The 26,371-nt window shown below is 71.1% G+C and carries 27 protein-coding genes, 1 tRNA gene and 1 riboswitch; of the genes, 17 read left to right on the top strand and 11 right to left on the bottom strand.

The window, feature by feature from the left end:
- Nucleotides 1-5: 5 nt before the first annotated feature.
- Nucleotides 6-779 carry a class I SAM-dependent methyltransferase gene (locus ACTJKO_RS07445; protein ID WP_440687245.1) on the top strand — a complete coding sequence of 258 codons (774 nt, stop codon included), beginning with the start codon at nt 6-8 and terminating at the stop codon, nt 777-779.
- A gap of 187 nt (nt 780-966) precedes the next feature.
- On the opposite strand, the gene ygfZ is transcribed toward ACTJKO_RS07445, so the two are convergent.
- The 3 genes from ygfZ to ACTJKO_RS07430 all read right to left on the bottom strand — a co-directional run bounded on the left by ygfZ (nt 967) and on the right by ACTJKO_RS07430 (nt 3,119).
- Nucleotides 967-2,034: a CAF17-like 4Fe-4S cluster assembly/insertion protein YgfZ gene (gene ygfZ / locus ACTJKO_RS07440; RefSeq protein WP_440687243.1), complete on the bottom strand. Its 1,068-nt coding sequence runs from the start codon at nt 2,032-2,034 to the stop codon at nt 967-969.
- Nucleotide 2,035: 1 nt separating this feature from the next.
- Nucleotides 2,036-2,638, bottom strand: coding sequence for an FABP family protein (locus tag ACTJKO_RS07435; RefSeq protein ID WP_440687241.1), 603 nt, complete (start codon nt 2,636-2,638; stop codon nt 2,036-2,038).
- Between the two features lie 199 nt (nt 2,639-2,837).
- A complete protein-coding gene (locus tag ACTJKO_RS07430) occupies nt 2,838-3,119 on the bottom strand; it encodes a hypothetical protein (RefSeq protein WP_440687239.1) in 282 nt (93 codons plus the stop codon).
- Nucleotides 3,120-3,356: 237 nt separating this feature from the next.
- On the opposite strand from ACTJKO_RS07430, the gene ACTJKO_RS07425 reads away from it, so the two are divergent.
- From ACTJKO_RS07425 to pstB, 8 genes are all read left to right on the top strand, one after another.
- Nucleotides 3,357-4,028: a response regulator transcription factor gene (locus tag ACTJKO_RS07425; RefSeq protein ID WP_440687237.1), complete on the top strand. Its 672-nt coding sequence runs from the start codon at nt 3,357-3,359 to the stop codon at nt 4,026-4,028.
- On the top strand, nt 4,025-4,942 hold the full coding sequence (gene mshD / locus ACTJKO_RS07420; protein WP_440687235.1) for a mycothiol synthase: 918 nt from the start codon (nt 4,025-4,027) through the stop codon (nt 4,940-4,942). Before ACTJKO_RS07425 ends, mshD begins: the two co-directional genes overlap by 4 nt.
- 90 nt (nt 4,943-5,032) lie before the next feature.
- Nucleotides 5,033-7,198 (top strand): RNA degradosome polyphosphate kinase, encoded by a 2,166-nt coding sequence (locus ACTJKO_RS07415; protein ID WP_440687233.1) that lies wholly within the window; start codon nt 5,033-5,035, stop codon nt 7,196-7,198.
- Nucleotides 7,195-8,142, top strand: a complete 948-nt coding sequence (locus tag ACTJKO_RS07410) for an NUDIX hydrolase (RefSeq protein WP_440687231.1) — start codon at nt 7,195-7,197, stop codon at nt 8,140-8,142. Before ACTJKO_RS07415 ends, ACTJKO_RS07410 begins: the two co-directional genes overlap by 4 nt.
- 368 nt (nt 8,143-8,510) lie before the next feature.
- Complete coding sequence (gene pstS, locus ACTJKO_RS07405; RefSeq protein ID WP_440687229.1) at nt 8,511-9,623, top strand: phosphate ABC transporter substrate-binding protein PstS; 1,113 nt, start codon at nt 8,511-8,513, stop codon at nt 9,621-9,623.
- A gap of 136 nt (nt 9,624-9,759) precedes the next feature.
- Nucleotides 9,760-10,707, top strand: coding sequence for a phosphate ABC transporter permease subunit PstC (gene pstC / locus ACTJKO_RS07400; RefSeq protein ID WP_440687227.1), 948 nt, complete (start codon nt 9,760-9,762; stop codon nt 10,705-10,707).
- 15 nt (nt 10,708-10,722) lie between these two features.
- Entirely contained in the window at nt 10,723-11,808 is a 1,086-nt protein-coding gene (gene pstA / locus ACTJKO_RS07395; protein WP_440687225.1) for a phosphate ABC transporter permease PstA, read from the top strand.
- A gap of 17 nt (nt 11,809-11,825) precedes the next feature.
- On the top strand, nt 11,826-12,605 hold the full coding sequence (gene pstB, locus ACTJKO_RS07390; protein ID WP_440687223.1) for a phosphate ABC transporter ATP-binding protein PstB: 780 nt from the start codon (nt 11,826-11,828) through the stop codon (nt 12,603-12,605).
- Between the two features lie 426 nt (nt 12,606-13,031).
- Here pstB and ACTJKO_RS07385 read toward each other — a convergent pair whose 3' ends face one another.
- The 3 genes from ACTJKO_RS07385 to ACTJKO_RS07375 all read right to left on the bottom strand — a co-directional run bounded on the left by ACTJKO_RS07385 (nt 13,032) and on the right by ACTJKO_RS07375 (nt 15,591).
- Nucleotides 13,032-13,904 carry an anti-sigma factor gene (locus ACTJKO_RS07385; protein WP_440687221.1) on the bottom strand — a complete coding sequence of 291 codons (873 nt, stop codon included), beginning with the start codon at nt 13,902-13,904 and terminating at the stop codon, nt 13,032-13,034.
- Nucleotides 13,901-14,500, bottom strand: coding sequence for a sigma-70 family RNA polymerase sigma factor (locus ACTJKO_RS07380; protein ID WP_440687219.1), 600 nt, complete (start codon nt 14,498-14,500; stop codon nt 13,901-13,903). Before ACTJKO_RS07380 ends, ACTJKO_RS07385 begins: the two co-directional genes overlap by 4 nt.
- 461 nt (nt 14,501-14,961) lie before the next feature.
- Complete coding sequence (locus ACTJKO_RS07375) at nt 14,962-15,591, bottom strand: DNA-directed RNA polymerase subunit beta (RefSeq protein WP_440687218.1); 630 nt, start codon at nt 15,589-15,591, stop codon at nt 14,962-14,964.
- Nucleotides 15,592-15,718: 127 nt separating this feature from the next.
- On the opposite strand from ACTJKO_RS07375, the gene ACTJKO_RS07370 reads away from it, so the two are divergent.
- From ACTJKO_RS07370 to ACTJKO_RS07355, 4 genes are all read left to right on the top strand, one after another.
- Nucleotides 15,719-15,880 carry a hypothetical protein gene (locus ACTJKO_RS07370; RefSeq protein WP_440687216.1) on the top strand — a complete coding sequence of 54 codons (162 nt, stop codon included), beginning with the start codon at nt 15,719-15,721 and terminating at the stop codon, nt 15,878-15,880.
- A 54-nt stretch (nt 15,881-15,934) separates the two neighbouring features.
- Nucleotides 15,935-16,007: transfer RNA gene (locus ACTJKO_RS07365), tRNA-Lys, on the top strand.
- 1 nt (nt 16,008) lies between these two features.
- Entirely contained in the window at nt 16,009-17,538 is a 1,530-nt protein-coding gene (locus ACTJKO_RS07360; protein WP_440687214.1) for a DUF2142 domain-containing protein, read from the top strand.
- Nucleotides 17,539-17,668: 130 nt separating this feature from the next.
- Nucleotides 17,669-17,989 (top strand): hypothetical protein, encoded by a 321-nt coding sequence (locus tag ACTJKO_RS07355; RefSeq protein WP_440687212.1) that lies wholly within the window; start codon nt 17,669-17,671, stop codon nt 17,987-17,989.
- Nucleotides 17,990-18,337: 348 nt separating this feature from the next.
- Here the strand turns inward: ACTJKO_RS07355 and ACTJKO_RS07350 are convergent, their stop codons facing one another.
- The gene (locus ACTJKO_RS07350; RefSeq protein WP_440687210.1) at nt 18,338-19,270 is read right to left on the bottom strand and encodes an aldose 1-epimerase family protein; all 933 of its coding nucleotides are present in this window, start codon (nt 19,268-19,270) and stop codon (nt 18,338-18,340) included.
- Entirely contained in the window at nt 19,267-20,112 is an 846-nt protein-coding gene (locus ACTJKO_RS07345; protein WP_440687208.1) for a DeoR/GlpR family DNA-binding transcription regulator, read from the bottom strand. The genes ACTJKO_RS07350 and ACTJKO_RS07345 overlap by 4 nt, the downstream gene beginning before the upstream one ends.
- Nucleotides 20,113-20,176: 64 nt before the next feature.
- Between ACTJKO_RS07345 and galT the strand changes: the two genes are divergently transcribed.
- Together galT and galK are read left to right on the top strand one after the other, a co-directional pair.
- Nucleotides 20,177-21,286, top strand: a complete 1,110-nt coding sequence (gene galT, locus ACTJKO_RS07340; RefSeq protein ID WP_440687206.1) for a galactose-1-phosphate uridylyltransferase — start codon at nt 20,177-20,179, stop codon at nt 21,284-21,286.
- Complete coding sequence (galK, locus tag ACTJKO_RS07335; protein WP_440687204.1) at nt 21,283-22,419, top strand: galactokinase; 1,137 nt, start codon at nt 21,283-21,285, stop codon at nt 22,417-22,419. The genes galT and galK overlap by 4 nt, the downstream gene beginning before the upstream one ends.
- Nucleotides 22,420-22,530: 111 nt before the next feature.
- Here the strand turns inward: galK and ACTJKO_RS07330 are convergent, their stop codons facing one another.
- From ACTJKO_RS07330 to glyA, 3 genes are all read right to left on the bottom strand, one after another.
- Nucleotides 22,531-23,037 (bottom strand): hypothetical protein, encoded by a 507-nt coding sequence (locus tag ACTJKO_RS07330; RefSeq protein ID WP_440687202.1) that lies wholly within the window; start codon nt 23,035-23,037, stop codon nt 22,531-22,533.
- Nucleotides 23,038-23,223: 186 nt separating this feature from the next.
- Entirely contained in the window at nt 23,224-24,147 is a 924-nt protein-coding gene (locus ACTJKO_RS07325; RefSeq protein WP_440687200.1) for a tetrahydrofolate dehydrogenase/cyclohydrolase catalytic domain-containing protein, read from the bottom strand.
- Nucleotides 24,144-25,427, bottom strand: coding sequence for a serine hydroxymethyltransferase (glyA, locus tag ACTJKO_RS07320; protein WP_440687620.1), 1,284 nt, complete (start codon nt 25,425-25,427; stop codon nt 24,144-24,146). The genes ACTJKO_RS07325 and glyA overlap by 4 nt, the downstream gene beginning before the upstream one ends.
- Before the next feature lie 58 nt (nt 25,428-25,485).
- Nucleotides 25,486-25,571: riboswitch (ZMP/ZTP riboswitch) on the bottom strand.
- 37 nt (nt 25,572-25,608) lie between these two features.
- On the opposite strand from glyA, the gene clpS reads away from it, so the two are divergent.
- Together clpS and ACTJKO_RS07310 are read left to right on the top strand one after the other, a co-directional pair.
- Nucleotides 25,609-25,896, top strand: coding sequence for an ATP-dependent Clp protease adapter ClpS (gene clpS, locus ACTJKO_RS07315; protein WP_440687198.1), 288 nt, complete (start codon nt 25,609-25,611; stop codon nt 25,894-25,896).
- Nucleotides 25,893-26,369 (top strand): DUF2017 family protein, encoded by a 477-nt coding sequence (locus ACTJKO_RS07310; protein ID WP_440687197.1) that lies wholly within the window; start codon nt 25,893-25,895, stop codon nt 26,367-26,369. Before clpS ends, ACTJKO_RS07310 begins: the two co-directional genes overlap by 4 nt.
- Nucleotides 26,370-26,371: the final 2 nt, after the last annotated feature.

Here is a 26,371-nt window from a genome sequence, read left to right as displayed (position 1 = left end):
GACGCATGCCCATCGGGAACGTCACACGCGGCACGACCGGGTACAACCGGCTCCGCCGTGTCGACCGGTGGATCGCGTCGCTGCCCGTCCTGCGTCGGACGGACGACCCGCTCGTGGCCGACGTCGGGTACGGCGCCCGTCCGACCACGACGCTCGAGCTCCGCGACCGGCTCGCCGCGGTCCGCCCGGACGTCGAGGTCACCGGCATCGAGATCGAACCCGCACGCGTGGCCCTCGCGAACGCCGGCACCCGCGACGGCGTGACCTTCCGGCTGGGCGGCTTCGAGACCCCGACGCCCGGTGGCCGACGGCCCGCCGTGATCCGCGCGTTCAACGTCCTGCGCCAGTACGACGAGTCCGAGGTCGTCGGCTCGTGGCGGATCATGCAGGACCGCCTGCAGCCCGGCGGCGCAGTCGTCGAGGGCACCTGCAACGAGGTGGGTCGGGTGGCGTCCTGGATCACCCTCGACGACGTCCGCCCGCTGACCTTCACGGTGTCGCTGCGGCTCGCGGGGCTCGACGTGCCGAGCGTGGTCGCCGAGCGGCTGCCGAAGGCGCTCATCCACCGGAACGTCCCGGGGGAGCGGGTGCACGCGTTCCTCCGTGACCTCGACCTCGCGTGGGCGGTCGCCGCGCCGCTCGGTACCTACGGTCCACGCCAGCGGTGGATCGCGACGGTGCGGGGCATGCGCGACCGGGGGTGGCCCGTGCTGCACGGGGTGACGCGCTGGCGGCTGGGCGAGCTCAGCGTGCCCTGGACCGCGGTCGAGCCCGCCTGAGCGGCCGCGGGACGCCCGAGACTCGGCGTGGCCGACACTCCTCGGGCTCCGGAGCGCGAGGACTGTCGCTCAGCCCGAGTCTCGCCCCGCGCGGCGCACGCGCCCGCGCAGCGCGCCCCCGCGGCGCACGCGCTCGCGCAGCGCCCGCGCGCCTGCGCGCACGCGCCGGCGCGCGCACCGCGCGTGGTCAGGAGCGGCGGACCGCTCCGAGCCGGGGCAGCCGCGGGACGTTCGCCGTCGCGCCGGCACCCGGGGGCACGATGACCTCCTGGGCGGCGGACACGACCACGTCGTCCGTGGCGAGCGTCAGCGTGGCGGCAGGGTCGAGGGAGCGCTTCACGACCGCGAGCCCGACCGGCCCGAGCTCGTGGTGCACCGCGGACGCGGTGAGGCGCCCGACCTCCTTGTCGCCGTCGTGCACGGGCGTCCCCGGCGCCGGCAGCACCCCGTCCGATCCGTCGAGGTGCAGCATGACGACGCGGCGCGGCGGGTGCCCGAGGTTGTGGACCTTCGCGACGGTCTCCTGTCCCCGGTAGCAGCCCTTCGACAGGTGCACGGCAGAGCGGAGCCAGTCGAGCTCGTGCGGGATCGTCCGGTCGTCGACGTCGGCCAGCGAGGGACGCCAAGCCGCGATCCGTAGCGCCTCGTACGCGAGCAGCCCGGCGACGGGCGCACCGGTCGCTGCCAGGGCAGCCGCGGCCTCCGGGGTGACCACGTCGATGCGGAGGGTCCAGTCGGAGCCGGGGTGCGCCTCCTGGACGGCGTAGCCCCACCCACCGGGCGTGACCGTCCCCCAGGGATCCACCCACTCGACGACCGCGTCGTCCGCCGCCGGTGCGTCGAAGCGCCCCAGGGTGACGAAGTCGTCCGAGCGGTCCGCGACCTCGACGCGCAGCATGAACCGCATGGAGTCGAGCCAGGCGGCGAGCGGTGCGGCGTCGGACGGTTCGGTGAGCAGCCAGGTCGTCGTGCCGTCGTCGACGACGCGTGCGGCGTGCTCGACGCGACCGGACTGGTCGAGCACCAGGGTCTCGGTGGCGATCCCCGGTGCGAGCCCGACCAGGAGCTGCGACGTGATCGAGTTGAGCCAGGACAGACGGTCCGGACCGGTCACGGTCACGACGCCGAGCCCGAGCTCGACCACGGCACGGCCCGACGCCAGCATGCGTTGTTCGCCGAGGGGGTTGCCGAAGTGCGCGGCGGGGCCGGCCTCCGTGCCGACGAAGCCGTCCCGCTCGGCGAAGACCGCGGTCATCTCAGTCGACCTTCGCGAGCTGCCCCGAGGCGTGCGAGGTGAGTTCCTTGCCGAGCGCGGCGATGTCCCACGCCCAGAAGAGCTTGCCCTCGACCAGGCCGTACAGGCGGGTCGCGGCGGAGTAGTCCTTCGCGTTCGGCGAGCGCATGACGGCGTCCGTCGCGAGGTCGATGCGGCCCTTGCGCACCCGGCCGACGTAGAGCTCGTTGACGCCCGTCGGGTGGATGATCGCCGCCTCGACGTCGAAGCCGTCCGTCGTGTTCCGCAGCGCCTCGACGCTCTCGACCGTGCTGAACGGCGTCGGCCCCTCGCCGAGGAGCATCGCCGGACCACGGTCTCCCGGCTCGGACGGACGGTCGATGCGCCAGTAGCCCATCTCGGCCGCGAGCGGGGTGTGCTCGTCGTCGAGCAACCACGTCGTGGAGGAGTAGTTGAGGTACGGCAGGCCGTCGTGGCTGAAGCTGACCCGCTGACCGAACTCGTACTTGCGAGGTGTCTCCTCGTCGCCCACCGGGTACTCGACCACGCCGGTGCCCTCCCAGACGCCGACCAGCCAGGACAGCGGGACGAGCTCGGGTGCGAGGCCCTCGGGCAGTTCGATCAACGCTGACCCTTGAACAGCTTGACGACGACGGTCACCGAGACGAACGCGATCGCGAGCGACGCGAGGCCGAGCAGGCCCACGTAGAAGAGCTCGAGCGCAAGCAGCGAATCCATGCCGCGAGTCTACGCGGCACGCCTGACGGCGCCAGGTCGGTCGCGGCGCGTCAGCACGATCGCCCCGGGCCGGTGGATCGGCCGTGTCAGCGGACGAGCAGGACCACCGCGGTGACGAGCACGACGACGAACGACCCCGACGACGCGATGCTGATCCGCTCGACGAGCCCGTCCTTCGTCGCGGTGATGAGCTGGAGCACGAAGCTCACGAGCACGCACAGCACGAAGACGAGGAGCAGCCAGGCGAACGAGTCCTTCTGCGTCAGCGTCAGCACGAGCACTGCGCCGACGATCGCGAGCAGCCAGACCGGCAGCACGGACGTCAGCCTGAGGCGGCGCTGGTCGGTGGGCGGCACGGGCTCGGTCACGCGCCCATCATTGCAGGAGCGGGTGCGGTGCGCCCGTCCGCGGGGCGCGGCGGCTGGCCGTCGGCGGTCGCGTGCGTCGGTCGACGGCGGGCGCGTGCGTCGGTCGCGGGCGGCCGGTGGGCGGCCGGTGGGCGGTCGCGGGCGCCCGCGTGCGCCCGTCCCGACCGTCCGGCCGGAAGAGCGCTCCCGCGGCATCACTAGGATGACTCCACGACTCCCCCACGCCCTGGAGGTCCTGTGGCCCAGCTCCTGGTACTCACCTCAGCCGCGCCCGGCGACGTCCTGCCGAGTCTCGGACTGCTGAGCCACCGGATCCGCCACGTCCCCGCCGAGGCGTCGCAGCTGGTCAACGCACCGCAGAGCGACCTCGTGTTCGTCGACGCCCGCACCGACCTCGCGAGCGCGAAGGCGCTGTGCAAGATCCTCGTGACGAGCGGCGCGACGACCCCGATCGTGCTGGTGGTCACCGAGGGCGGCCTCACCGCCGTGAACAGCGAGTGGAACATCGACGACGTCGTGCTCGAGACCGCGGGCCCGGCCGAGGTCGACGCGCGGATCCGGCTGAGCGCCGGGCGGGCCTCCAAGAACCAGACCGGCTCGAAGATCCAGGCCTCCGGCGTCGTGATCGACGAGGCGAGCTACTCGGCGAAGGTGCGCGGCCGGCCGCTCGACCTCACCTTCAAGGAGTTCGAGCTCCTCCGGTTCTTCGCCACGCACCCGTCCCGGGTGTTCACCCGCGAGCAGCTGCTCAGCGAGGTGTGGGGCTACGACTACTTCGGAGGCACCCGGACCGTCGACGTGCACGTCCGTCGTCTCCGCGCCAAGCTCGGCGACCTCGAGTCGCTCATCGGCACCGTCCGGAACGTCGGCTACCGCTTCAACGTCGCCGAGGACGAGGCCGGTCAGTGACCGTCGCCCTCGGCCCGTTCCTCGCCGAGGCCGCGGCCGCCGGTGAGGCACCGCCGTTCTCCGACCAGACCCTGGTCGACGTGCGCGCGGGCCGCGCCACCGTGCTCGGGGACGAGCGCGGGGTGGCCGTCGTGCGCGACGGGGAGCTGGAACTCGTCGTCGCCCGGGAGGCGCGGGGGCGCGGCCTCGGGACCGCCCTCGTGACGCAGGTGCTCACCCCGGGCGGCGGGGCCGCCCGCGGTGTCGGCCCGGCGTCTCGGCTCACGGAGACGTTTCGGCTCGCGGAGGCGCCTCGGCTCGTGGAGACGCCTCGGCTGGCGGAGGCGCCTCGGCTCGCGGAGGTACCTCGGCTCGCGTGGGCGCACGGGAACCACCCCGCGGCCCGGGCGCTCGCCGCGCACTTCGGGTGGACCGCGGTCCGGACGCTCCTGCAGCTCCGCGCGCCGATCCCCGACGTCGCGCCGGACGTGGCCGTCCCCGACGGGTACTCGCTCGCGGCGTTCCGCGTCGGCGTGGACGAGTCCGACTGGCTCACCCTCAACGCCACGGCCTTCGCCCACCACCCCGAGCAGGGGCGGATGACCCTCGAGGACCTCCGCGCACGCGAGGCCGACGACTGGTTCTCCGGCGAGGACCTGCTGCTGCTCCGTGACGCGTCGGGCGAGCTGGCCGGCTCGTGCTGGCTCAAGGTCGCGGACGGCATCGGCGAGTTCTACGCCGTCGCCGTGCGACCAGACCTGCAGGGACGGCGGCTCGGCGGCGTCCTCATGCATGCCGGTACCGCTCGGTTGGTCGGCCGGGGGCTCACCGCGGCGGCGCTCTACGTCGAGGGCGACAACGAGCCCGCGCTGGCGCTCTACCGGCGGTCCGGGTTCGAGCAGGCCGCGATCGACGTGCAGTACGCCGCACCCTGAGCCTCCTGCACAACCCGTCGTTCACGCTCGGTTTCCACACCGTCCACCCAGAGCCCTCCGGCCGCAGGGACCGGGTGGCAGGATGTGGGCATGGACACCGAACCGCAGCTCGACGGCGACTCCGTCGCACCGGACCTCGACGACTTCGACGAGGTCATCGAGATCGAGCATGAGTCGCTGCCCACGGACCGCTACTTCGACCGTGAGCTCAGCTGGCTCCGGTTCAACCAACGCGTGCTGGAACTCGGTGAGGACCGCACGCAGCCGCTGCTCGAGCGGGCGAACTTCCTGGCGATCTTCGCCTCCAACCTCGACGAGTTCTTCATGGTCCGGGTGGCCGGGCTGAAGCGCCGCATCGACACCGGGATCGCCGTGCCCACGAACGTCGGCCGGGCCCCGAGCGACGTCCTGCGCGACATCGCAGCGAAGGCGCACGAGCTGCAGGACCGCCACGCGCACGCCTTCATCGGGTCGCTCAAGCCCGACCTCGACGCCGCCGGCATCCACATCGAGCACTGGTCGGACCTCGACGAGGCGGACCGACTCCGGATGCGCGAGTACTTCAACGAGCAGATCTTCCCGGTGCTCATGCCCCTCGCGGTGGACCCGGCGCACCCGTTCCCGTACATCTCCGGACTCTCGCTCAACCTCGCGGTGCGGGTCCGCAACCCGAAGTCGCAGCGGCAGGAGTTCGCGCGCCTCAAGGTGCCGCAGAACTTCTCGCGCTTCATCAAGCTGCCGGACGACGACTCCGGTCGCCTGCGCTTCATCCCGCTCGAAGACCTCATCGCGAACCACCTCGACGACCTCTTCCCGGGGATGGAGGTCCTCGAGCACCACGTGTTCCGGGTCACCCGCAACGAGGACGTCGAGATCGAGGAGGACGAGGCCGAGAACCTCATCCAGGCACTCGAGCGCGAGCTGCTCCGCCGGCGCTTCGGTCCGCCGATCCGACTCGAGATCACCGAGGACATGGACCCGGTGACCCTCGACCTGCTCGTGCGCGAGCTCGACATCACCGAGCAGGAGGTCTTCCGGCTGCCCTCGCCGCTCGACCTCGGTGGCCTGTTCGAGATCGCGAAGATCTCGCGGCCGGACCTCCACTACCCGAAGCACGTGCCGACGACGCCCGTGCAGTTCCAGCCGGGCGAACCGAACACCAAGCCCGACCTCTTCCGCGCGATCGCGTCGAAGGACGTCCTCGTGCACCACCCGTACGAGTCGTTCGCGACGAGCGTGCAGGCGTTCCTCGAGCAGGCTGCGGCCGACCCGAACGTGCTCGCCATCAAGCAGACGCTGTACCGGACCTCCGGCGACAGCCCCATCGTCGAGGCGCTGATCGACGCCGCGGCGGCCGGCAAGCAGGTGCTGGCGCTGGTGGAGATCAAGGCACGCTTCGACGAGCAGAACAACATCACCTGGGCCCGCAAGCTCGAGAAGGCCGGCGTGCACGTCGTCTACGGCCTGGTCGGGCTGAAGACGCACTCGAAGCTCGTGCTCGTCATCCGCCAGGAAGGCGGCACCCTCAAGCACTACAGCCACATCGGCACGGGCAACTACAACCCGAAGACCTCGCGCATCTACGAGGACATGGGCCTGTTCACCTCGGACGACACGGTCGGCAAGGACCTCACCCGCCTGTTCAACGAGCTGTCGGGCTACGCGATCGAGAAGAAGTTCAAGCGCCTGCTCGTCGCGCCGCTGCACCTCCGCAAGGGCCTGGTGAAGCGGATCCAGGCGGAAGCGGAGAACGCGCGTGCCGGCAAGCCCTCGGGCATCCGGATCAAGGTCAACTCGATGGTCGACGAGCAGATCATCGACGCGCTCTACCTCGCCAGCCAGGCGGGCGTGCCGATCGACGTCTGGGTGCGCGGCATCTGCTCCCTCAAGCCGGGCATGGAAGGCGTCAGCGACACGATCCGGGTGCGCAGCGTCGTCGGTCGGTACCTCGAGCACTCCCGTGCGTTCGCGTTCCACAACGACGGCGACCCGGTCGTGTTCATCGGTTCGGCGGACATGATGCACCGCAACCTCGATCGTCGCGTCGAGGCCCTCGTGCGGCTGTCCGACCCCGCGCACGTGAACGAGATCGAGGAGATGTTCGACCTCGCGATGGCGGACACCACGAGCTCGTGGCACCTCGAGTCGGACGGCGAATGGACGCGCCACTCGACCGACGACGACGGCCGGCCGCTCGACGACGTGCAGAATGTCCTCATGCGGAAGATCTCGGCGCGGAAGCGCTCCACTCGGTGAGCGGCGGCTCCTCAGGGCCGGTCGTCGCCGCGGGCGCCGTCGTCTGGCGTGAACAGGACGGCGTGCCGCTCGTGCTGCTCATCCACCGGGACCACCACAAGGACGTCTCGTTCCCCAAGGGCAAGGTCGACCCGGGCGAGAGCGTCCCGACGGCCGCGGTGCGCGAGATCGACGAGGAGACCGGGTACCGGGTGCACCTCGGGGCACCGCTCGGCGTGGCGGAGTACGTGTTGCCGAGCGGCCGCGACAAGGTCGTGCACTACTGGTCCGCGCGGGTCTCCTCGAAGGAGTACGACCGGGCCGGCGCGTTCCGACCCAACGACGAGGTCGCGTCGGTCGAGTGGGTGACGCTCGACGACGCCCGCGGTCGCCTGACGTACGAGCGGGACGTCGCGATCCTCGACCGCTTCGCCGAGCGCGTCGCCGCCGGGGAACACCGCACGTTCGCCCTCATCGCCCTCCGTCACGCGAAGACCGTGCCCGGCTCGGACTGGGACGGCCCGGACGCCACCCGCCCGCTGCTGCCCGTCGGCCGGTCCCAGGCGAAGGCGGTCGCGGCCCCCGTCGCCGCGTTCGGTCCGAAGAAGATCGTCAGCAGCACGGCGGCCCGGTGCCTCGCGACGGTCGAGCCCCTGTCGGCCCGGACCCGGCTCGGCGTCTCGAGCACGCCGGACATCAGCCAGGACGCCCACGACCAGGGCGCGGCGAACGTCAAGGGCGTCGTGCAGAAGCGCCTCGAGAAGGCGAAGTCGACGGTCCTGTGCTCACACGGGCCCGTGCTGCCGGACATCATCGCCCGCATCGCGACCGCGACAGCGGACGACAGCGGCCGATTCGACCTCCGCCGCGCCGCCATGCTCTCCGTGGGCGACTTCGCCGTCATGCACATCGCCGACGGCCGACTCGTCGCCGTCGAGACCCACCGCAACCCGATCTCCGCGTAGGCACGCACCCGGCGCAGCGACCCGTGTCGCGGCGACGAGGGCGCGTCCCCGAGACGTGTGTCGCGCCTCCAGGACCCTGGGCCGCGCCGTCAGGACCGAGCCGCGTCTGCGGGACCCGCGCCGCGCCTCCAGGCCCGCCGCGACCCATGCATCTGCATGAGCCGCGCCGAAGCACGATGCCCCCGATCCTGCACCCGTCCGACGGCGAGCGCACGCCGCCTCGACCGGCACAACCCCTCGTTCACCTTCCGTTCACCGGCGTGCGTGATCCCCGTCACCTCGCGTCCCTACAGTCGCTCCCGGGTCAGCACCGGCCCGCGGGACCAGCAGCGGTCCCAACCTGCACTGACATTCCCGAAGGGACCCCTGTGAACATCAAGCGAATCGGCACGGTCGCGGCGATCGCGATCGTCGGCGCCGTCGCGCTGTCCTCCTGCGCCTCGAACGAAGGCGGCGCGAGCGACAGCGCCTCCGCCTCGTCGAGCTCGGGCACGGACTACTCGAAGCTCTCCGGCACGCTGACCGGCTCGGGTTCGTCCGCGCAGCAGACCGCGCAGGCCACCTGGACCGCCGGCTTCCAGAACGTCGCTTCCGGCGTCACGGTCAACTACTCGCCGGACGGCTCCGGTGCCGGCCGCAAGAACTTCATCTCGGGTGCCGCAGACTTCGCCGGCTCCGACGCCGCCCTCTCGGACGACGAGCTCTCGGGCAAGTTCGCTGCGTGCGCCGCGGACTCGAAGGCCATCGACATCCCGGTCTACATCTCCCCGATCGCGATCGCCTACAAGGTCGACGGCGTCAAGGACCTCACGCTCGACGCGAAGACGATCGCCGGCATCTTCTCCGGCAAGATCACCAAGTGGAACGACTCGCAGATCACCGCCCTGAACAAGGACGCGAAGCTGCCGGACGCCAACATCACCGTCGTGCACCGCTCGGACGACTCGGGCACCACCGAGAACTTCTCGGAGTACCTCGACGCGAACGCGAAGGACGTCTGGGGCAAGGAGCCGAGCCAGACCTTCCCGTACCAGGTCGGTGACGCTGCCGCGAAGACCTCGGGTGTCGCCTCGTCCATGGCGAGCGCCTCGAACGCCATCACCTACATCGACGACTCGGGCGCCGGTTCGCTCGACAAGGCGAAGCTCATGGTCGGCGACAAGGCCACCACGATCTCGGCCGAGGGTGCCGCCACCGTCGTCGCGGACTCCAAGACGGTCTCCGGCCGCGCGGACAACGACCTCGCGATCGAGATCAACCGCACGGACACCGCCGACAACGCGTGGCCGCTGGTCCTCGTCTCCTACGCGATCGCGTGCCAGGAGTACAAGGACGCCGAGAAGGGCAAGCTCGTGAAGGGCTACCTCGACTACGTCGTCTCGAAGGACGCGCAGGACGCCGCCGCGAAGGAGGCCAAGTCGGCCGCCCTCTCGAGCGACCTGTCGGAGAAGGCCGCGAAGGCCGTCGCCTCCATCAAGTAAGTCCCCCTGAGCGCCCGGACGCCGGTCCCACCCACACACGACCGGCGTCCGGGCACTCGCCCGTCACGGCACCGCCCGTGACACCCTCCCCCACTCCGACCTCCCGAACCACGGGAGATCCTCCGACAGGAGTCCCATGACGACCGCACCGGCCCGCGAAGGGGCCACCGTCATCAAGAAGCCGAAGGCCGTCGTCCGCATCGGCGACCGCGTGTTCTCCGCAGCCTCGGTCATCTCCGGCAGCCTCATCCTCGTCGTCCTCGTGCTGGTCGCCGCCTTCCTCGTGTGGCAGAGCATCCCGGCACTCACGGCGAAGGCGAGCGAGCTCCCGAACAACGCGACGAACTTCTGGGACTACGTCGGTCCGCTCGTCTTCGGCACCGTCTGGTCAGCGCTCATCGCGCTCGTGATCGCCGTGCCGCTCTCGATCGGCATCGCCCTCTTCATCTCCCACTACGCACCGCGGCGTCTCGCCCCGGTGCTCGGCTACGTCATCGACCTGCTCGCCGCGGTGCCGTCGGTCGTCTACGGCCTCTGGGGCATCGTGGTGCTGGCGCCGTTCGTGAAGCCGTTCTACGCGTTCCTCAACGAGTACCTCGGCTGGTTCCCGCTCTTCTCCGGCCAGGTGACCGGCACCGGCCGCACCATCCTCACCGCCTCGATCGTGCTCGCGGTCATGGCGATCCCGATCATGACGGCCGTCATGCGCGAGATCTTCCTGCAGGCCCCGACCCTCAACGAGGAGGCGGCGCTCGCCCTCGGCGCGACGCGGTGGGAGATGATCCGCCTCTCGGTCCTGCCGTTCGCGAAGTCCGGCATCGTCTCCGCGATCATGCTCGGGCTCGGGCGTGCGCTGGGCGAGACCATGGCCGTCGCCCTGGTGCTGTCGGTCTCGACGAAGGTGACCTTCCAGGTCCTCACGTCGCTGAACCCCTCGACCATCGCCGCGAACATCGCCCTGCAGTTCGCCGAGGCCTCGGGCACCGCGCTGAACGCCCTGGTCGCGTCGGGCCTGATCCTCTTCGTCATCACCCTGGTCATCAACATGCTCGCGCGGTACATCGTCCGCGCGCGGGTCAGCTGAGAGGTGCAACACCCGATGTCCCTCGCACTCCGTCAGTCCGGCGTGGCCGGCAACGTCTACGCCAACGGCAAGCTGCACAAGTCGGTGCCGTGGCTGCTCCTCATCGGCTCGTGGGTCGCGCTGATCCTCGTGTTCGCCCTGCTGAACGCCGGCGGCGCGGTGAAGAACTTCAACGTCGTCGCCGCACTGTTCCTCGGCACCGTCCTGTTCGACGTGCTCATCGTCGTCGTCTCCCGCATCGTCGAGGGTGGACGCAAGGCGGTCGACCGCCTCATCACCTCGCTCGTGATCACGGCGTTCGTCATCGCGGTGCTGCCGCTCGTCTCCCTCCTCTGGACGGTGCTCGCCGACGGTCTCGCCCGTTTCGACGCGCAGTTCTTCTCCGAGTCGATGCGCGGCGTCATCGCCGAGGGCGGCGGCGCGATCCACGCGCTCATCGGCACGGTCGAGATCACGCTGTTCGCGGCGCTCATCTCGGTGCCGATCGGTCTGCTCACCTCGATCTACCTCGTCGAGTACGGCAAGGGCGCGCTCGCGAAGGGCATCACCTTCTTCGTCGACGTCATGACGGGCATCCCCTCGATCGTCGCCGGTCTGTTCGCCTACTCGCTGTTCGCGCTGTTCCTCGGCCCGGGTGCCCGCTTCGGTCTCGTCGGTTCGATCGCGCTGAGCGTGCTGATGATCCCGATCGTCGTGCGCTCCACCGAAGAGGTCCTCAAGATCGTGCCGATGGAGCTCCGCGAAGCCTCGTACGCCCTCGGCGTGCCGAAGTGGCTCACGATCGTGAAGGTCGTCCTCCCCACGTCGCTCGCCGGCATCACCACCGGTGTGATGCTCTCGATCGCCCGCGTCATCGGTGAGACGGCCCCGCTGCTCGTCACCGCCGGCTTCACCGCGTCGATGAACTACGACCTCTTCAAGAACCCGATGATGACGCTGCCGGTGTTCGCGTACACGCAGTACTCGCAGCAGGGCGCCAACCCGGTACCGTTCGTCGACCGGGCCTGGACCGCTGCGCTCCTGCTCATCCTCATCGTGATGGCGCTGAACCTGCTGGCCCGCTTCATCACCCGCCTCTTCGCCCCCAAGCTCCCCCGCTAGCCCCCGGAAGGTCCCACGTGTCCAAGCGCATCGAGGTCGACGGCCTCAACGTCTACTACTCGAAGTTCAAGGCGGTCGAGGGCGTCGACATGACGATCGAGCCCCGCACCGTCACCGCCTTCATCGGCCCGTCCGGCTGCGGCAAGTCCACCTTCCTCCGCACGCTCAACCGCATGCACGAGGTCATCCCCGGCGCGTACGTCGAGGGTTCCGTGAAGATCGACGGCGACGACCTCTACGGCGCCGGCGTCGACCCGGTGCTCGTCCGCCGCCAGGTCGGCATGGTGTTCCAGCGTCCGAACCCGTTCCCGACGATGTCCATCAAGGACAACGTCCTCGCGGGCGTGAAGCTCAACAACAAGCGCCTCACGCGCTCGGAGGCCGACGACATCGTCGAGCGCTCCCTGCAGGGCGCGAACCTGTGGAACGAGGTCAAGGACCGCCTCGAGAAGCCCGGCATGGGCCTCTCCGGCGGCCAGCAGCAGCGCCTCTGCATCGCCCGCGCGATCGCCGTGCAGCCGGACGTGCTCCTCATGGACGAGCCCTGCTCGGCGCTCGACCCGATCTCGACCCTCGCGATCGAGGACCTCATCGAGGAGCTGAAGAAGGAGTACACGATCGTCATCGTGACCCACAACATGCAGCAGGCCTCGCGCGTGAGCGACAAGACGGCGTTCTTCAACATCGCCGGTACCGGTCACCCCGGCAAGCTCATCGAGTTCGACGACACCGCGACGATCTTCTCGAACCCGTCCGTGCAGGCCACCGAGGACTACGTCTCGGGCCGCTTCGGTTGATCGGCTTCCGTTCCGTCGCCTGACGGGACGGCCAGGAGGCCCGGTGCACGTCCCACAGGACGGGCGCCGGGCCTCTTCCGCGTGCGCGGGCGGGGCGGGCGCGGCGCCCCGGAACGACAACACCGACGTCGTACGACAACGACAACGTCGCCCCTTGCACGCGCGGCCCTCCGCGGGCGCCGCCGAACGACAACACCGACGTCGTACGACAACGACAACGTCGCCCTGCGCACGCGCCACATTCCTGCGCACGCAGGCCACCGGCGGGCGGCTGCGAACGACAACACCGACGTCGTACGACAGCGGCAATGTCGCCCCTTTCACGCGCGGCCCTCCGCGAGCGCCGCCGAACGACAACACCGACGTCGTACGACAGCGACGATGTCGCCCCGCACGCACGCCCGGCGCGACGCGGCGCCGAACCGCTCAGGCGGACGTGGTGGGAACCGCCATGACCGGCGTGGTCGTCGGCTGGGCGGAGCCACCGGCGGGCTCCACCGTCATGCCGATCGTCGCGCCGTGCGTCATCGTGCCCGTGAGCACGGCCGAGTGCACACCGGACGACACACCGTCCATGAGGCCGGCCGCGTTGATCTTGCCGCCGGTGCCCTCCGAGCCGATGTACCAGAGCTCGTAGGTCTTGCCGGCCGGCGCCGCGGGGACGCCGTCGAGGATCACCGCCGACTTGCCGAGCTCGGTCGACCAGACGACCGTGGCCGTCCCGCCGCCGGCCACCTTCGCGGTGCTCCGCTTGAAGTCCGACGCGGCGTAGATCCGGTCGAGACCGCTGCTCGCCTGCGTGGTGCCCGGTCCGGGCTCGTTCGAGGGAGCGACTGCGGTGCCGACGCCGAGTCCGACGCCGAGGAACACCACGGCCACCGCGGCTGCGGCGGACAGGGCTGCCGCCGGGCGCTGGAACCACCGTCGGCGCGCGGCGGCGGCTGCCGGTCCGTTCGCCTGGGCGAGGTCCGTGACGGGGGCGGGTCGCGCCTCCTGGGCCGTGACGGTGGTGTCAGCGGCCGTGTCAGCGGCCGGCGCGTCGGTGGCAGCGTCGAGCGGAGCCGCCTGCGGAGTCGACGCGATCTGCGCCATCAGCGACGCCTTGAGCGACGCCGGCGGCTCGATCGGGGTGACCGCGTAGGCGAGCTGCAGGGCGGTCTCACGGAGGGAGTCCGTCTCGGCCTGCAACTCCGGCGAGGTCGAAAGCGTGGTCTCGAGCAGGGCGCGCTCGTCGTCCGACAGAGCGTCGAGGGCGTGCGACCCGGTGAGCAGGGCCGGGTCGTCGTGGCGTTCGGTCATGACGTCACCCCCATCTCGTCGCGGAGTCTGATCATCCCGTCACGGAGACGGGTCTTGACGGTGCCGATCGGGACACCGAGGTGTTCGGCCATCTCGCTGTGCGAGTAGCCGCCGTAGTACGCGAGTTGCACGGCCTGGCGCTGGAACTCGGTGAGCTTCGCGAGCGCGCGGCTGACCCGTTCGTGCTCGATCCGGATCTCCACCGACTCGGAGACCTGGTCGAAGCCGGCCTCGAAGTCGCGGATGCCGATCCGGGTGTCCCGGTCGTGCGAGGACTGCGACGCCCGCACCCGGTCGACCGCTCGGCGGTGCGCCATGGTGAGGATCCAGCTCGCGGCCGTGCCGCGCTTCCGGTCGAAGCGGGTGGCCTGTTGCCAGACCTCGAGGAAGACCTCCTGCGTGACCTCTTCTGACTGGGCGCGGTCCCGGAGGAGGCGCGTCACGAGGCCGAGGACACGTCCGGAGAGCGCGTCGTACAGCTCGGAGAAGGCCGCCTGGTCGCCGGTCGCCACCCGGGCGAGGAGGTCGTCGGGCGACGCCTGGGCCGGCTCGGGTGAGCTCCAGCTCTCGGTGTCGCGTTCCACGATGGCAAGCATTGCAGGTTTCCCTCCTCTCGGTTGCGTCTTCCCCGACCCGCGCGTCGGGGAACGCACTGCGGAGCGGGACGAGGGCCCCGCGTGATCCGCAGGGAATTGACCGCCAGGGGACGGACCGGGTCGCACGGGACCCTCGCGTCGTGTCGGACGATTCCGGCCGCCACAGTGGTCATTCGGCACCGTCGGCTCGTCGGATTGGAGGCGTTCTCACCCTCTTCCGCGTCACACGCCCGGGCTCGCCCGTGTCCACCGACAGTGAACAGGGTCGTGTGCACAGCAGGCGTCTCGTAGAATCAACGTCGCCGGGCCGCAGCAAGCCCCGGGCTCCAAAATTCGCCGCTTCGAGCGGCCTCGCGCCGAGAGGCGCTTCTGCGGCCCGGTCTTCTCGTGCCCGGACGGCTCCGCTCGATCGCGACGCGTTCCGGCCTGGAGGCACGGTGCACGCCCGCCGCGGAGGCTGCTCAGTCGAGGCTGTCGCGGCGCCAGAGCGCCGCCGCCTCCGTCAGGTCGGCAGCCAGCTCCGAGAGACGCAGCGCGCGCGTGGTCAGCTCCGTCGCACGTTCACCGGCGGTGAGTTCCGACTCGTCCGCCACGGCGGTCGCACCGGCGGCGGTCAGTCGGCAGAACGCTGCGCCGCGGTCGAGTGCCACCGCGAGGTCGCCCGTGTAGAGGCCCTGCAGGATGCGGTCCGCCAGCGTCAGGATCTCTGCGGGGCCCGTCGGCTGCTCGGCGCCGGCGACCGCCTGGTCGATCGTGCCGATGCGCTCCGTGCCGCGCTCGAACAGGTAGGCGATCTCCTCCGGCGCCTGCCGGATCACCGTCCGGACGAGGTAGATCCGCCACAGCGCGCCCGGGAGCGTGTGTGCCCCCACCCGGGCCCAGAGCTCGGCGATCGCGTCGATGCCGTGCACGTCGGTGTAGGTGACGAGGCGTTCCACGACCGCCGGGTCCGGGTCCTGCCGCACGCGGTGCAACAGGGCGTTCGCCGTCTCGTGCGCGACGCGGTTCACGACGGCGGGGTCCTCGCCGCCCTGGATCGCGGCGAACTCCTGGTCGGTGAAGTGGACGGGGCGGTGGTGATCGCGGGGCACCGCGACAGTGTAGGCGCGGCCGGCGACACCGCCTGTCCCCCGTTCGCCGAGAACGCAACCGGCCGTTCCGGCGTACTGTGCTCCGCCAGGGAGGCACTCCTCCCGGACGTGAAGAAGAGGACACTCCATGAACGCCCTGCTCATCATCCTGGCCGTGATCGCGGTCATCCTGCTGTTCGTCGGCGGTTTCGCCGCGAGCCTGAAGTTCCTGCTGTGGGTCGGGATCGTGCTGCTCATCATCGCGGTCATCGCCTGGCTCCTGCGGGCCCTCACCGGTCGGCGCAGCTGACCACACGGAACCCGTTCCGAACTGGAGGCCCTCACCCGCTAGCCTTGCGGGTGAGGGCCTCTAGCTCAGTTGGTAGAGCACCGGACTTTTAATCCGAGGGTCGTGGGTTCGAGCCCCACGGGGCCCACGTGGAACCCCCTCGCGTCAGCCGCAGTGAATGGCTCACGATCGCTGTCGTCACGGTCGCGTTCGCGTTCTCCTTGGTGCTCTGGGCACTCCTGACGCCGGCGTTCGGCGCCCCCGACGAGGTGAACCACTTCGACGCCGTGGTGCAGCTCGCGCTCGGCCACGGCTGGCCCGACCCCGCGAAGCTGCACTTCCTCAACGCTTCTCTCGCGCTGAAGGCGGAGTCGGCGAGCGTCGCCGCGGCCGACCGTCCGTCCATCGACGCGCTCCTGGCGGCGCACCCCGGCAACGGCTCGGTGAACCAGATGAGCCAGCACCCCCCGACGTGGTACGCCCTGGCGGCGGAGGCCCTGCGACTCATCCACTTCGAGGAGCGGCGGTGGGACGTCGCGCTGATGACGATGCGCCTCGTGAACGTCGCCCTGGTCGCCGCGCTGCCGCTGGTGCTCTGGGCCGCCGTCCGTCGGGTGACTCGTTCGCCCCGCGCTGCGATCGTCGGCGGCGTCGCCGCGTTCCTCGTCCCGCAGGTCGGCTTCATCGGCGCGAGCGCGAGCAACGACCCGCCCGTCGTGATCCTCGGCGCGGTCGCCGTCCTCCTGGCCTGCCGGGTCCTGACCGGCGATCGGCGCTGGCTGACGTTCGGCCTCCTCGTGCTCGTGGTCTCCCTCGCCGCCGCGTGCAAGGCGACCGCGCTCCCCCTCGTGCCCTTCGCCGTCCTCGCGTCCGTGCTCGGCACGCGAGGCCCCGGACGGTGGCTGCGCGGCGCCGTCGCCCTCGTCGTCCCGGTCGCGCTCACGTCGTGGTGGTGGGTGCGGAACGTGCTCGTGTTCCACACGCTCCAACCAGCCGGGCTCCCGTCCTCCATGAAGCACCGGGCGTTCGCACCGGGCGAAGGGCCCGACGTCGGAGGCTTCGCGAACACCTTCTGGAACCGGGTGATCAACTCCTTCTGGGGGCAGTACGGTCCGCTGGCGTACCCGTCCAGCCCGATCGTCATCAACGTGCTCACGATCACCGCGCTCGGTGTCCTGATCGTGTGGGGGTTCCGCCGCGGACCGAACCGACTGGTGGCGTGGTGCCTGATCGCACTCCCGCTGATGACCCTCGCGTCCGGCGTGCAGAACAACTGGACGACGTACCTCCGCACGACGGGGATGGGCGGCATCCAGGGGCGCTACTACCTCGTCGCCGTCGGAGCCCTCGCCGTGGTCAGCGCGATCGCCTGGCTCCGGTTCGTGCCCGAGCCCGGGTCACGGCGGAAGGTCGGGGTGGCCCTCGTGCTGGCGAGCATCGCGATGACGCTCTACGGGTACACGGTGGCGTACCGGGGCTTCTACGAGGACAGCCACCTGGAGGTCTCGGTCGAGGGCCTCCGGAAGCTCGCGGCTGCCACGCCGTTCGGAGCGACCCCGTTCGCGGTCGCTGCGATCCTCACCGTCGTCGCTGTCCTCGTGGCGGCCGGACTCGCAGTGCGAGCCGTCCTGCGCCACCCTCGAGTGCGGCCGATCGGGGTACAAGGCCGCCACAGCTGACTCTTGGGGATTCCCGTCCTCAGTCCAGACCGCGTTCAGCAGTTTGTTGGCCTGCCGCCGATAGTGTCGTTCCCGGATTCGACCGACGAATCCTGCAGCACCGCACCACCAGCAACGAACGGGGTACACCGTGATCGAGCCCATCGAAGCCACGCCGACCAGCACCACCGGTGACGCGCGCCGCATCGTCGAGCTCGCAGCAGCGACCAACACGTCCATGAGCAACGAGATGCTGCTCGACACGCTCCGCCGCAACGCGCAGGTCACGACCCGCCACATCCGCAAGGACTTCGTCGAGGTCGCGACGGCCACCGCGGTCCTCGGGTACGTGTGCCGTCAGCGCAAGGACTTCATCGCGCTCCGTGGGGACGACCCGGCGTGGGCGCAGGAGGTCGGGCGGTACGCGTCCGAGTCGCTCGCGGTCGAGGCGCTCCGCATGCGCCGCGCCTGACCCGGCGCTCCCGTACCGAACGCACGAAGGCCGCCCCGATCCGGGGCGGCCTTCGTCGTGCGCGCCCGAGTCTCACGGCAGCGGTGCCGAGTCTCACCGCGGCGCCGGCGAGACTCGGGCTGCGCGACGGATCACGCGTCCGCGGGCACGAGAAACGTCGCTGGACGCGAGACTCGCGCTACCGGGGCTAGATCTCGCGGGGCGGCCGAGTCTCGCGGCGGCGGCGCCGAGTCTCGCCGCGGCACCGGCGAGACTCGGGCTGCGCGACAGATCACGCGCCCGCAGGCACGAGGAACGTCGCTGGGCGCGAGACTCGCGGCCACTGCACGCCACGCGGCGCGCCGCGCCTCAGGACCAGACGCGCCGGATCCCCCACGAGCCGGACCACCGCTCGTCGGGCTCGAGCCATCGCAGGCCCTCCCCCGAGTTGAGCGCGTTCGCCGGCGCGGTCATCGGCTCGACCGCCACGGCCAACCCCTTCCCGTCGCCGCGGGGGAACTCGCGGGAGGTGAACACCTGCACGTACGCGAACGACTCGTCCTGCCAGAGCTCGACACCGTCGCCCTCCGGTCCGTGCAGCGTCGTGCGCCGGACACCGTCCGCATCGGGAGCGACGTCCCGGTAGGCCGTGTCGAGGTCCGCGTCGCCGGCCCGGACCCCGCCGCGCAGGTCGTAGGGCGTCCCGTCCACCGGCACGGTGCCGTTCGGGATCTTCTGCTCGTCGACGGTGAAGGCGGTGGCGGCGTCGAGCGTGACGACGAGGTCCTCCGCCGGGGTGTCGCCGGCGCGCAGGTACGGGTGGGCGCCGATCGCGAAGGGCGCACGGGACGCCGAGCGGTTCACGACCTCGTGGGTGACCCGGATGCCGTCGTCGACGAGTTCGTGGTGCACACGGGTCTCGAGGGTGAACGGCCAGCCGTGCTGCGGGTGGATCGTCGCTTCCTGCAGGACGGACGACTCCGTCTGGTCGACGACCCGGTACGGGGTGAAGCGCAGCAGTCCGTGCGACGCGTTGCCGTACTTCGGCTCGGAGATGTCGAGCTGCTGCCGTGCACCGTCGAGTTCCCAGACGCCACCGGCCACGCGGTTCGGCCAGGGGGCGAGCACAATGCCGTCGGCCCCGGGCGGCTGCGACGTGACGGGGAACGGCTCGGTGAGGTCGAATCCGGCGACACGGAGTTCGCGGATGCCGGCGGCGACCTCGGTGACGATCGCCTCGACGACGCCGTCGGGTCCGGCGTGGCGGAGGTGGTACTGCCCTCCGGTGGGAGCTGCGGTCATGCGGTGTCGTTCCTTCCAGCTGTGTCGTGGTGCCGCTCACCGTCGGCGACGACCACCTCGACGCCGGCTGCCCGGATCGGGGCGACCGCGTCGGCTGCGGCGCCGGCGGTGACGACGACGTCGATGTCCTCGAGTGCACGGACGATCCCGATGTGGGCACGGCCGAACTTCGACCCGTCCGCGACCACGACCGTACGCCCGGCGGCGTCCGCGAGTCGCCGCTTCGTCTCGGTCTCGGGCAGGTTCACGTTCGTGAGGCCGTGCTCGACGTCGAGCCCGGTCCCGCCGAGGAAGACGACGTCGGCGGCGACACGGGCCAGGACCGCGTCGGCGAACGGTGCGACGAGCGAGTGCTGCAGCGGGCGGAGCGTGCCGCCCGTGACGATCACGGTGAAGCGTGGGATCGCGGGTTCGAGTGCGAGCGCGGTGGTCAGGGAGTTCGTGACGACGGTGACGTCGTCGAGGTCCTCGCGGGCCACGAGCGCGGCGGCCACGGCGGCGGGGGTGGTCCCGACGTCGAGCACGACGCACTCCCCGGAGCGGACGAGTGCCGCGGCGGCGCGGCCGATCGCTGCCTTCGCGGTCTGGTGCTCGACGGCGGTCTCCTCGAGCGGACGTTCACGGGAACCGGCCCCGAGGCGGACCGCACCGCCGCGAACCCGCCGGATCCGCGCCTCCTGGTCGAGGGTGGTGAGGTCCTGCCGGACCGTCACCTCGCTGGTGCCCAGCGCCGCTGCGAGGGTGGCGGTGCGGACGAGGCCGGACGCGCCCTCGACGAGCGAGACGATGCGATCGTGACGGAGCGGTGCGGGCAGCGCTGCGTCCGGCGGAGAAGAGCTCACCGGTCCAGTTTCACGCACTTACGGAACCTTTCGCAACGCTTCGGAGAGCGAGTAGGGTGGTCCGGTGATCACCAAGCGCGTGACGAAGCTCGCGGACGGCCGCGACCTCATCTACTTCGACGACGCGGACTCGACGCTGCCGGCCGAGCGCCGGATCGACGAGCGTGTCCTCGACCCGCGGCCCGAGACGGCCCGCATGCGTCAGGACGTCCTGACCGGCGAATGGGTCTCGATCGCGGCGAGCCGGCAGAACCGGGTGTTCCTGCCGCCCGCCGACCAGGACCCGCTCGCACCCCAGTCGCCGGCGAACCCGTCGGAGATCCCGAGCCGCTACGACGTCGCCGTCTTCGAGAACCGGTCCCCCTCGTTCGGCCCCGAGCTCGGCGGCCCGGACGGAGCGCCCGACGCACCGCCCTCGCTCGAAGCCCTCACCGAGGTCGGCCTGAACCGCCAGTTCCGCAGCGTCGGCCGCTGCGAGGTCGTGTGCTTCTCGCCGGAGACCACCGGGTCCTTCGCGTCCATCTCCGAGTCGCGCGCCCGCACCGTCGTCGAAGCCTGGGCGGACCGGACCGCCGCGCTGTCGGCGATGCCGGGCATCCAGCAGGTGTTCCCGTTCGAGAACCGGGGCGAGGCCATCGGCGTCACGCTCCACCACCCGCACGGGCAGATCTACGCCTACCCCTACGTCACGCCGCGCACGCAGCGCCTGCTCGCGAGCATTGAGCGGTTCGGCCCGGACCTGTTCGAGCAGCACCTCGCGAACGAGCGCGCCTCCGAGCGGGTCGTCCTCGCCGGTGAGCACTTCACGGCGTTCGTGCCGTTCGCCGCGCGCTGGCCGATCGAGATCCACATGCTGCCGCACCGTCACGTGCCGGACTTCGCCGGGCTCACGGATGCCGAGAAGGACGAGCTGGCGCACATGCACCTCCGGCTCACCCGCGGGATCGACGAGCTCTACGACGACCCGACGCCGTACATCGCCGCGTGGCACCAGGCGCCCGTGCACACCGGGCGCGACACCGTGCGGCTGATGCTGCAGATCACCTCGCCGCGTCGGGCGGCGAGCAAGTTGAAGTTCCTGGCCGGCAGCGAAGCCGCCATGGGCGCCTGGATCGGGGACCTCGTGCCCGAGCAGGCCGCCGAGTTCATCCGAGGAGGGATCGAACGCGCATGACGTTCCAGCAGGTCTACGGGTACGAGCCGACGGTGCGGTACTCCGCTCCCGGCCGGGTCAACCTGATCGGGGAGCACACCGACTACAACGACGGGTACGTGCTCCCGTTCGCCATCGACCGTCGCACCACCGCGTCGATCGCAGAACGTGACGACCGGACGATCCGGGTCGCGTCGGCCTTCGAGCCCGACGCCGTGCACGAACTGTCGCTGGACGAACTCGAACCGGCGCGGATGGGCGGCTGGTCCGCCTACGTGTTCGGCATCGCCTGGGCGCTCCGTGAGCAGGCCGGCGCCGACCTGACCGGGAAGACCGGCTTCGACGTCTTCATCGAGTCGGACGTGCCGGTCGGCGCGGGACTGTCGTCGAGCGCCGCGATCGAGTGCGGTGTCGCGCTGGCCTTCGACGAACTCTGGGACCTCGGGCTCAGCCGGAAGGCACTCGCCCGCGTCGGGCAGTACTCGGAGAACCACGCGGTGGGCGCGCCGACGGGCATCATGGACCAGTCCGCGTCGCTCCTCGGCGAGCAGGACGCGGTCGTCTTCCTCGACTGCCGCACGCTCGACACCGCGGTCGTGGACCTGGCGCTCGAGGCGAACGACCTCGAGGTCCTGGTGATCGACACCCGGGTCGAGCACGCGCACGCCACCGGCGGCTACAAGGCCCGGCGGGACTCGTGCGAGCGCGGCGCGCAGGCCCTCGGGGTGTCGGCGCTGCGGGACCTGTCGGTCGAGGACCTGCCCCGGGCGCAGGAGCTCCTCGACGACGAGACCTTCCGTCGCGTCCGCCACGTGGTCACCGAGGACCAGCGCGTCCTCGACACGGTCCGCACGCTCCGTGAGCAGGGACCGCGCGCGATCGGCGAGCTGCTCGTCGCGTCGCATGCGTCGATGCGGGACGACTTCGAGATCTCGGTGCCCGAACTCGACCTGGCGGTCGAGACCGCGATGACGCACGGCGCCGTCGGGGCTCGGATGACCGGCGGTGGTTTCGGTGGTGCGGCGATCGCGCTGGTCGACCGGGAGGCGCGCAGAGCGATCGCGGACGCCGTCACGTCCGCCTTCGCCGCCGCCGGGTACCGCGAACCGAACGTCTTCACCGTGCACGCCGCGCAGGGTGCCCGCCGCGACTGACGCGCTCCGCTCGGACAGCGTCGAACCACGAATACGACGTCGAACCCGCCCGCGTGCGAGGTTCGACGTCGGATTCGTGGTTCGTCCCGTGCCGCGCACGGGCGTCAGCCGTCATCGGGTCTCGTGTCCGGTGGTGACGGTGACGCCGCCCCACGGGAAACCGTGCGGTTCCAGGACGTGGTGGTCGATCTGGTCCATCACGACGTGCCCCTGCCAGACCGTGTACACGAGCACCCCGGCGATGACGCACACCGGAACGGCCGCGTAGGACGTCCATCGGACGACGTCGCCGAGCGCCGGGCGCCCGTACCGCGCGAGCGTGGGCGGGACCACCACGCCGACGACGACCACGAGCAACAGGACGGCCAGGGCGGCCGGGGCCGTGTGCGCCTGCACGTCTACGGTCGGTGGCGCGACCGACACCCGATCGCCAGCGTCGTCGATCCAGTGCCCGTCGGCGTCGACCCCGCCGTAGCCGGCGGAGGCGCTCCACAGAGTGTTGCCCGAGAACAGCACCGCGACCACGCCGATGAGCACGAGCCCCCACGCGCGCGGACGGAGCTTCCGCCCCTCCGGCGCCATCACCGGAGCCGACAAGACCGCCTCGTTCTCCCCCATGCGGTGACCGTAGCACTGCCTGCGGGGCGTGGCGGGGCCGAGCCGCGCCTCCAGTCCGGGTGGGAGGCGCCTGCCACGCTTCCGGGTTCACGCGCTCAGCGACACCTCACGGCCTGTCGGCCGCGTGAGGTGTCGCTGAGCGCGTGAAGTGCCAGCGCGCGCCAGCCCGCCTCCGCCTGCGCCCGCTCAGTGCAGGTGGCGCTCGGCGGCCTCGACCACGTTCTTCATGAGCATCGCGCGGGTCATCGGCCCGACGCCGCCCGGCGTCGGCGACAGGTACCCGGCGACCGACGCCACCGCGGGGTCGACGTCGCCCCGGAGCCTCGCCTTGCCGGTGGTGTCGTCGACGACACGGGTGATGCCCACGTCGATGACCGCAGCGCCGGGCTTCACCCAGTCCGGCTGCACGAGTCCCGCGACGCCGGCCGCGGCGACGATGATGTCGGCACGGCGGCACTCGGCGGCGACGTCCTCCGTCAGGGAGTGCGTCAGGGTCGCGGTGGCCTCGAGCCGCGTCAGGAGCAGACCGAGCGGGCGCCCGACCGTCAGCCCCTGGCCGATGATCGTGACGTGCTGGCCCCGGATCGGGACGTCGTACGCCTCGAGCATCGCGACGATGCCCCGCGGGGTGCACGGCAGCGGCGCGTCGATCGTGCCGGCACCACCCGGGACGGCCAGCACGAGCTCGCCGAGGTTCGTCGGGTGCAGCCCGTCGGCGTCCTTCGCCGGGTTCATCAGCTCGAGCATCGGGGTCGGGTCGATGCCCTGCGGCAGCGGCAGCTGCACGATGAACGCGGTGACCCGGGGGTCGTCGTTCATCTGCAGGATCGCGGCCCGGATGTCCGCGGCCGACGCCGTCTCGGGCAGGTCGATGCGGACCGAGTCGAGCCCGATCTGCGCCGAGTCGCGGTGCTTGCCGGCCACGTAGGACACCGAGCCCGGGTTCTGGCCCACCATGATCGTGCCGAGGCCCGGCCGGAAGCCGTGGTCGTGCAACCGGTCGATGCGGGTCGTCAGGTCGTCGAGCGTGCGGGCGGCGAGGGCGGTGCCGTCGATGCGGACGGCAGTGCCCTCACCGGCCCAGCGCTCACGGGGGAGCGCCGCGCTCACGCGTACAGCGGGAACGCGTCGGTCAGGGCCTCCACCCGGGCCGAGAGCGCTGCGATGTCGGGGTTCGGCATGAGGGTCAGCGCGATGATGTCGGCCACCTCGGTGAACTCGGCGTCGCCGAAGCCGCGGGTCGCCAGCGCCGATGTGCCGATGCGCACACCCGACGTGACCATCGGCGGACGCGGGTCGAAGGGCACCGAGTTGCGGTTCACGGTGATGCCGACCTCGTGCAGGAGGTCCTCCGCCTGCTTGCCGTCGACCTCGGACTCGCGCAGGTCGACGAGCACCAGGTGCACGTCGGTGCCGCCGGTCAGGACGTCGATCCCCGCGGCCTTGGCATCGGGCTGCGTGAGGCGCGACGCGAGGGCCTTCGCACCGCGGATGGTGCGCTCCTGGCGGTCCTTGAACTCCGGCGTGCCGGCGAGCAGGAACGCGGTGGCCTTGGCGGCGATCACGTGCATGAGCGGGCCGCCCTGCTGACCCGGGAACACGGCCGAGTTGAGCTTCTTGAAGAGCGACTCGTCGTTCGACAGGATCAGGCCCGAGCGGGGACCGGCGAGCGTCTTGTGCACGGTCGACGAGACGACGTGGGCGTGCGGGACGGGCGACGGGTGCAGACCGGCGGCGACGAGCCCGGCGAAGTGCGCCATGTCCACCCAGAGGGTCGCGCCGACCTCGTCCGCGATCTCACGGAACTTCGCGAAGTCGAGCTGACGCGGGTACGCCGACCAGCCCGCGATGATCACCTTCGGCTGGTGCTCGACGGCCTTCGCGCGGATGTCGTCGTAGTCCACCTCGAAGGTCTCGGGGTCGACGCCGTACGACACGGCGTTGTAGATGCGGCCGGAGAAGTTGAGCTTCATGCCGTGGGTCAGGTGACCACCGTGGGCGAGCTCGAGGCCGAGGATGGTGTCCCCGGCGGAGGCGATGGCGTGCAGGACCGCGGCGTTCGCCGTGGCGCCGGAGTGCGGCTGGACGTTGGCGTAGGCGGCGCCGAAGAGCTTCTTGGCGCGCTCGATGGCGAGGGACTCCGCGACGTCGACGTACTCGCAGCCGCCGTAGTAGCGCTTGCCCGGGTAGCCCTCGGCGTACTTGTTGGTCAGGACGGAGCCCTGCGACTCGAGCACCGCACGCGGGACGAAGTTCTCGGAGGCGATCATCTCGAGGTAGTCGCGCTGACGGCCGAGCTCCTGCTCGAGCACCTTCGCGATCTCGGGGTCGACCTCGCTCAGCGGGGCGTTGAACGTGGACTGCGTCGCTGCGGGGGGCAGATCGGTGATGGACACGGGACTCCTCGTTGTCTGTCCGTCGCGCGCGTGCACGACGTGGTGGACGGTGGGGCGCGGCCCAGGCGTACGGCGGCGCACCGTGTCAGGTGTCGCTCCCCGATGGTGACCCATCCAACGCCAGTCGCGACCTGACGATCGTACCGAGCGGGCCGGTTCGTGTCACCCTGGTTCCATGACCCTGCTGTCCCCTGACCTGGACGAGCGCACGAGCACGCGTTCGGACACCCCGTGGGTCACGGTGGTGTGGGACGACCCGGTGAACCTCATGTCCTACGTCACGTACGTGTTCCAGCAGCACTTCGGGTTCGCCCGGGCGAAGGCGGAGCGCCTCATGCGCCAGGTGAACGACGAGGGCCGGGCGATCGTGGCGACGGGCCCGCGCGAGGCGATGGAGGCCCACGTCGAGGCCATGCACGGCTACGGGCTGCAGGCGTCCGTCGACCGGGCACCGGCGCCGTGATCCCGTTCTTCCGCCGTTCCGACGGTGTGCACCTCGGCATGTCCTCCGGCGAGCGCGGCGTGCTCACGTCGCTGACGGAACAGCTGCAGCAGGTGTTCGACGGGGACCTGTCGTCGGATCCCGTCGCGGCGCGGATGTTCCCGGACGCGTACCGCGACGACGCGGAGGCGAGCGCGGAGTTCCGGCGCTGGACCGAGTCGGACCTCCTGGCGCAGAAGACGACGAACGCGTCCACCGTGCACGCGTGGCTGACAGGAGCACGCGACGGCGCCTTCACGCCGGAGGACGAGCAGGCCTGGCTCCGCTGTCTGACGGACCTGCGGCTGACGATCGCCGACCGGCTCGGCATCGTCGACGCGGCCACGGAGGAGCAGTCGTACGCGGCCGGTGCGGGCGTGGGACTCCGCGACGTCTACGACTGGCTCGGGTACGTGCAGGAGCACCTGGTCGAGACGCTCACCTCGGCACGCTGACC

The organism is Curtobacterium sp. 22159 (assembly GCF_052045775.1).
Taxonomy (GTDB): domain Bacteria; phylum Actinomycetota; class Actinomycetes; order Actinomycetales; family Microbacteriaceae; genus Curtobacterium.
The sequence above is the reverse complement of the archived record's forward strand: the minus strand, read 5'-3'. Positions and strand labels throughout refer to the sequence as shown.

Bases quoted from the DNA above. Each gene is read 5' to 3' on its own strand.
- ACTJKO_RS07370 (WP_440687216.1), top strand. From the start codon at position 15,719: ATGAACGCCCTGCTCATCATCCTGGCCGTGATCGCGGTCATCCTGCTG.
- galK (WP_440687204.1), top strand. From the start codon at position 21,283: ATGACGTTCCAGCAGGTCTACGGGTACGAGCCGACGGTGCGGTACTCC.
- ACTJKO_RS07385 (WP_440687221.1), bottom strand. From the start codon at position 13,904: ATGACCGAACGCCACGACGACCCGGCCCTGCTCACCGGGTCGCACGCC.
- ACTJKO_RS07330 (WP_440687202.1), bottom strand. From the start codon at position 23,037: ATGGGGGAGAACGAGGCGGTCTTGTCGGCTCCGGTGATGGCGCCGGAG.
- pstC (WP_440687227.1), top strand. From the start codon at position 9,760: ATGACGACCGCACCGGCCCGCGAAGGGGCCACCGTCATCAAGAAGCCG.
- ACTJKO_RS07415 (WP_440687233.1), top strand. From the start codon at position 5,033: ATGGACACCGAACCGCAGCTCGACGGCGACTCCGTCGCACCGGACCTC.
- ACTJKO_RS07445 (WP_440687245.1), top strand. From the start codon at position 6: ATGCCCATCGGGAACGTCACACGCGGCACGACCGGGTACAACCGGCTC.
- ACTJKO_RS07350 (WP_440687210.1), bottom strand. From the start codon at position 19,270: ATGACCGCAGCTCCCACCGGAGGGCAGTACCACCTCCGCCACGCCGGA.
- ygfZ (WP_440687243.1), bottom strand. From the start codon at position 2,034: ATGACCGCGGTCTTCGCCGAGCGGGACGGCTTCGTCGGCACGGAGGCC.
- clpS (WP_440687198.1), top strand. From the start codon at position 25,609: ATGACCCTGCTGTCCCCTGACCTGGACGAGCGCACGAGCACGCGTTCG.
- ACTJKO_RS07380 (WP_440687219.1), bottom strand. From the start codon at position 14,500: ATGCTTGCCATCGTGGAACGCGACACCGAGAGCTGGAGCTCACCCGAG.
- pstA (WP_440687225.1), top strand. From the start codon at position 10,723: ATGTCCCTCGCACTCCGTCAGTCCGGCGTGGCCGGCAACGTCTACGCC.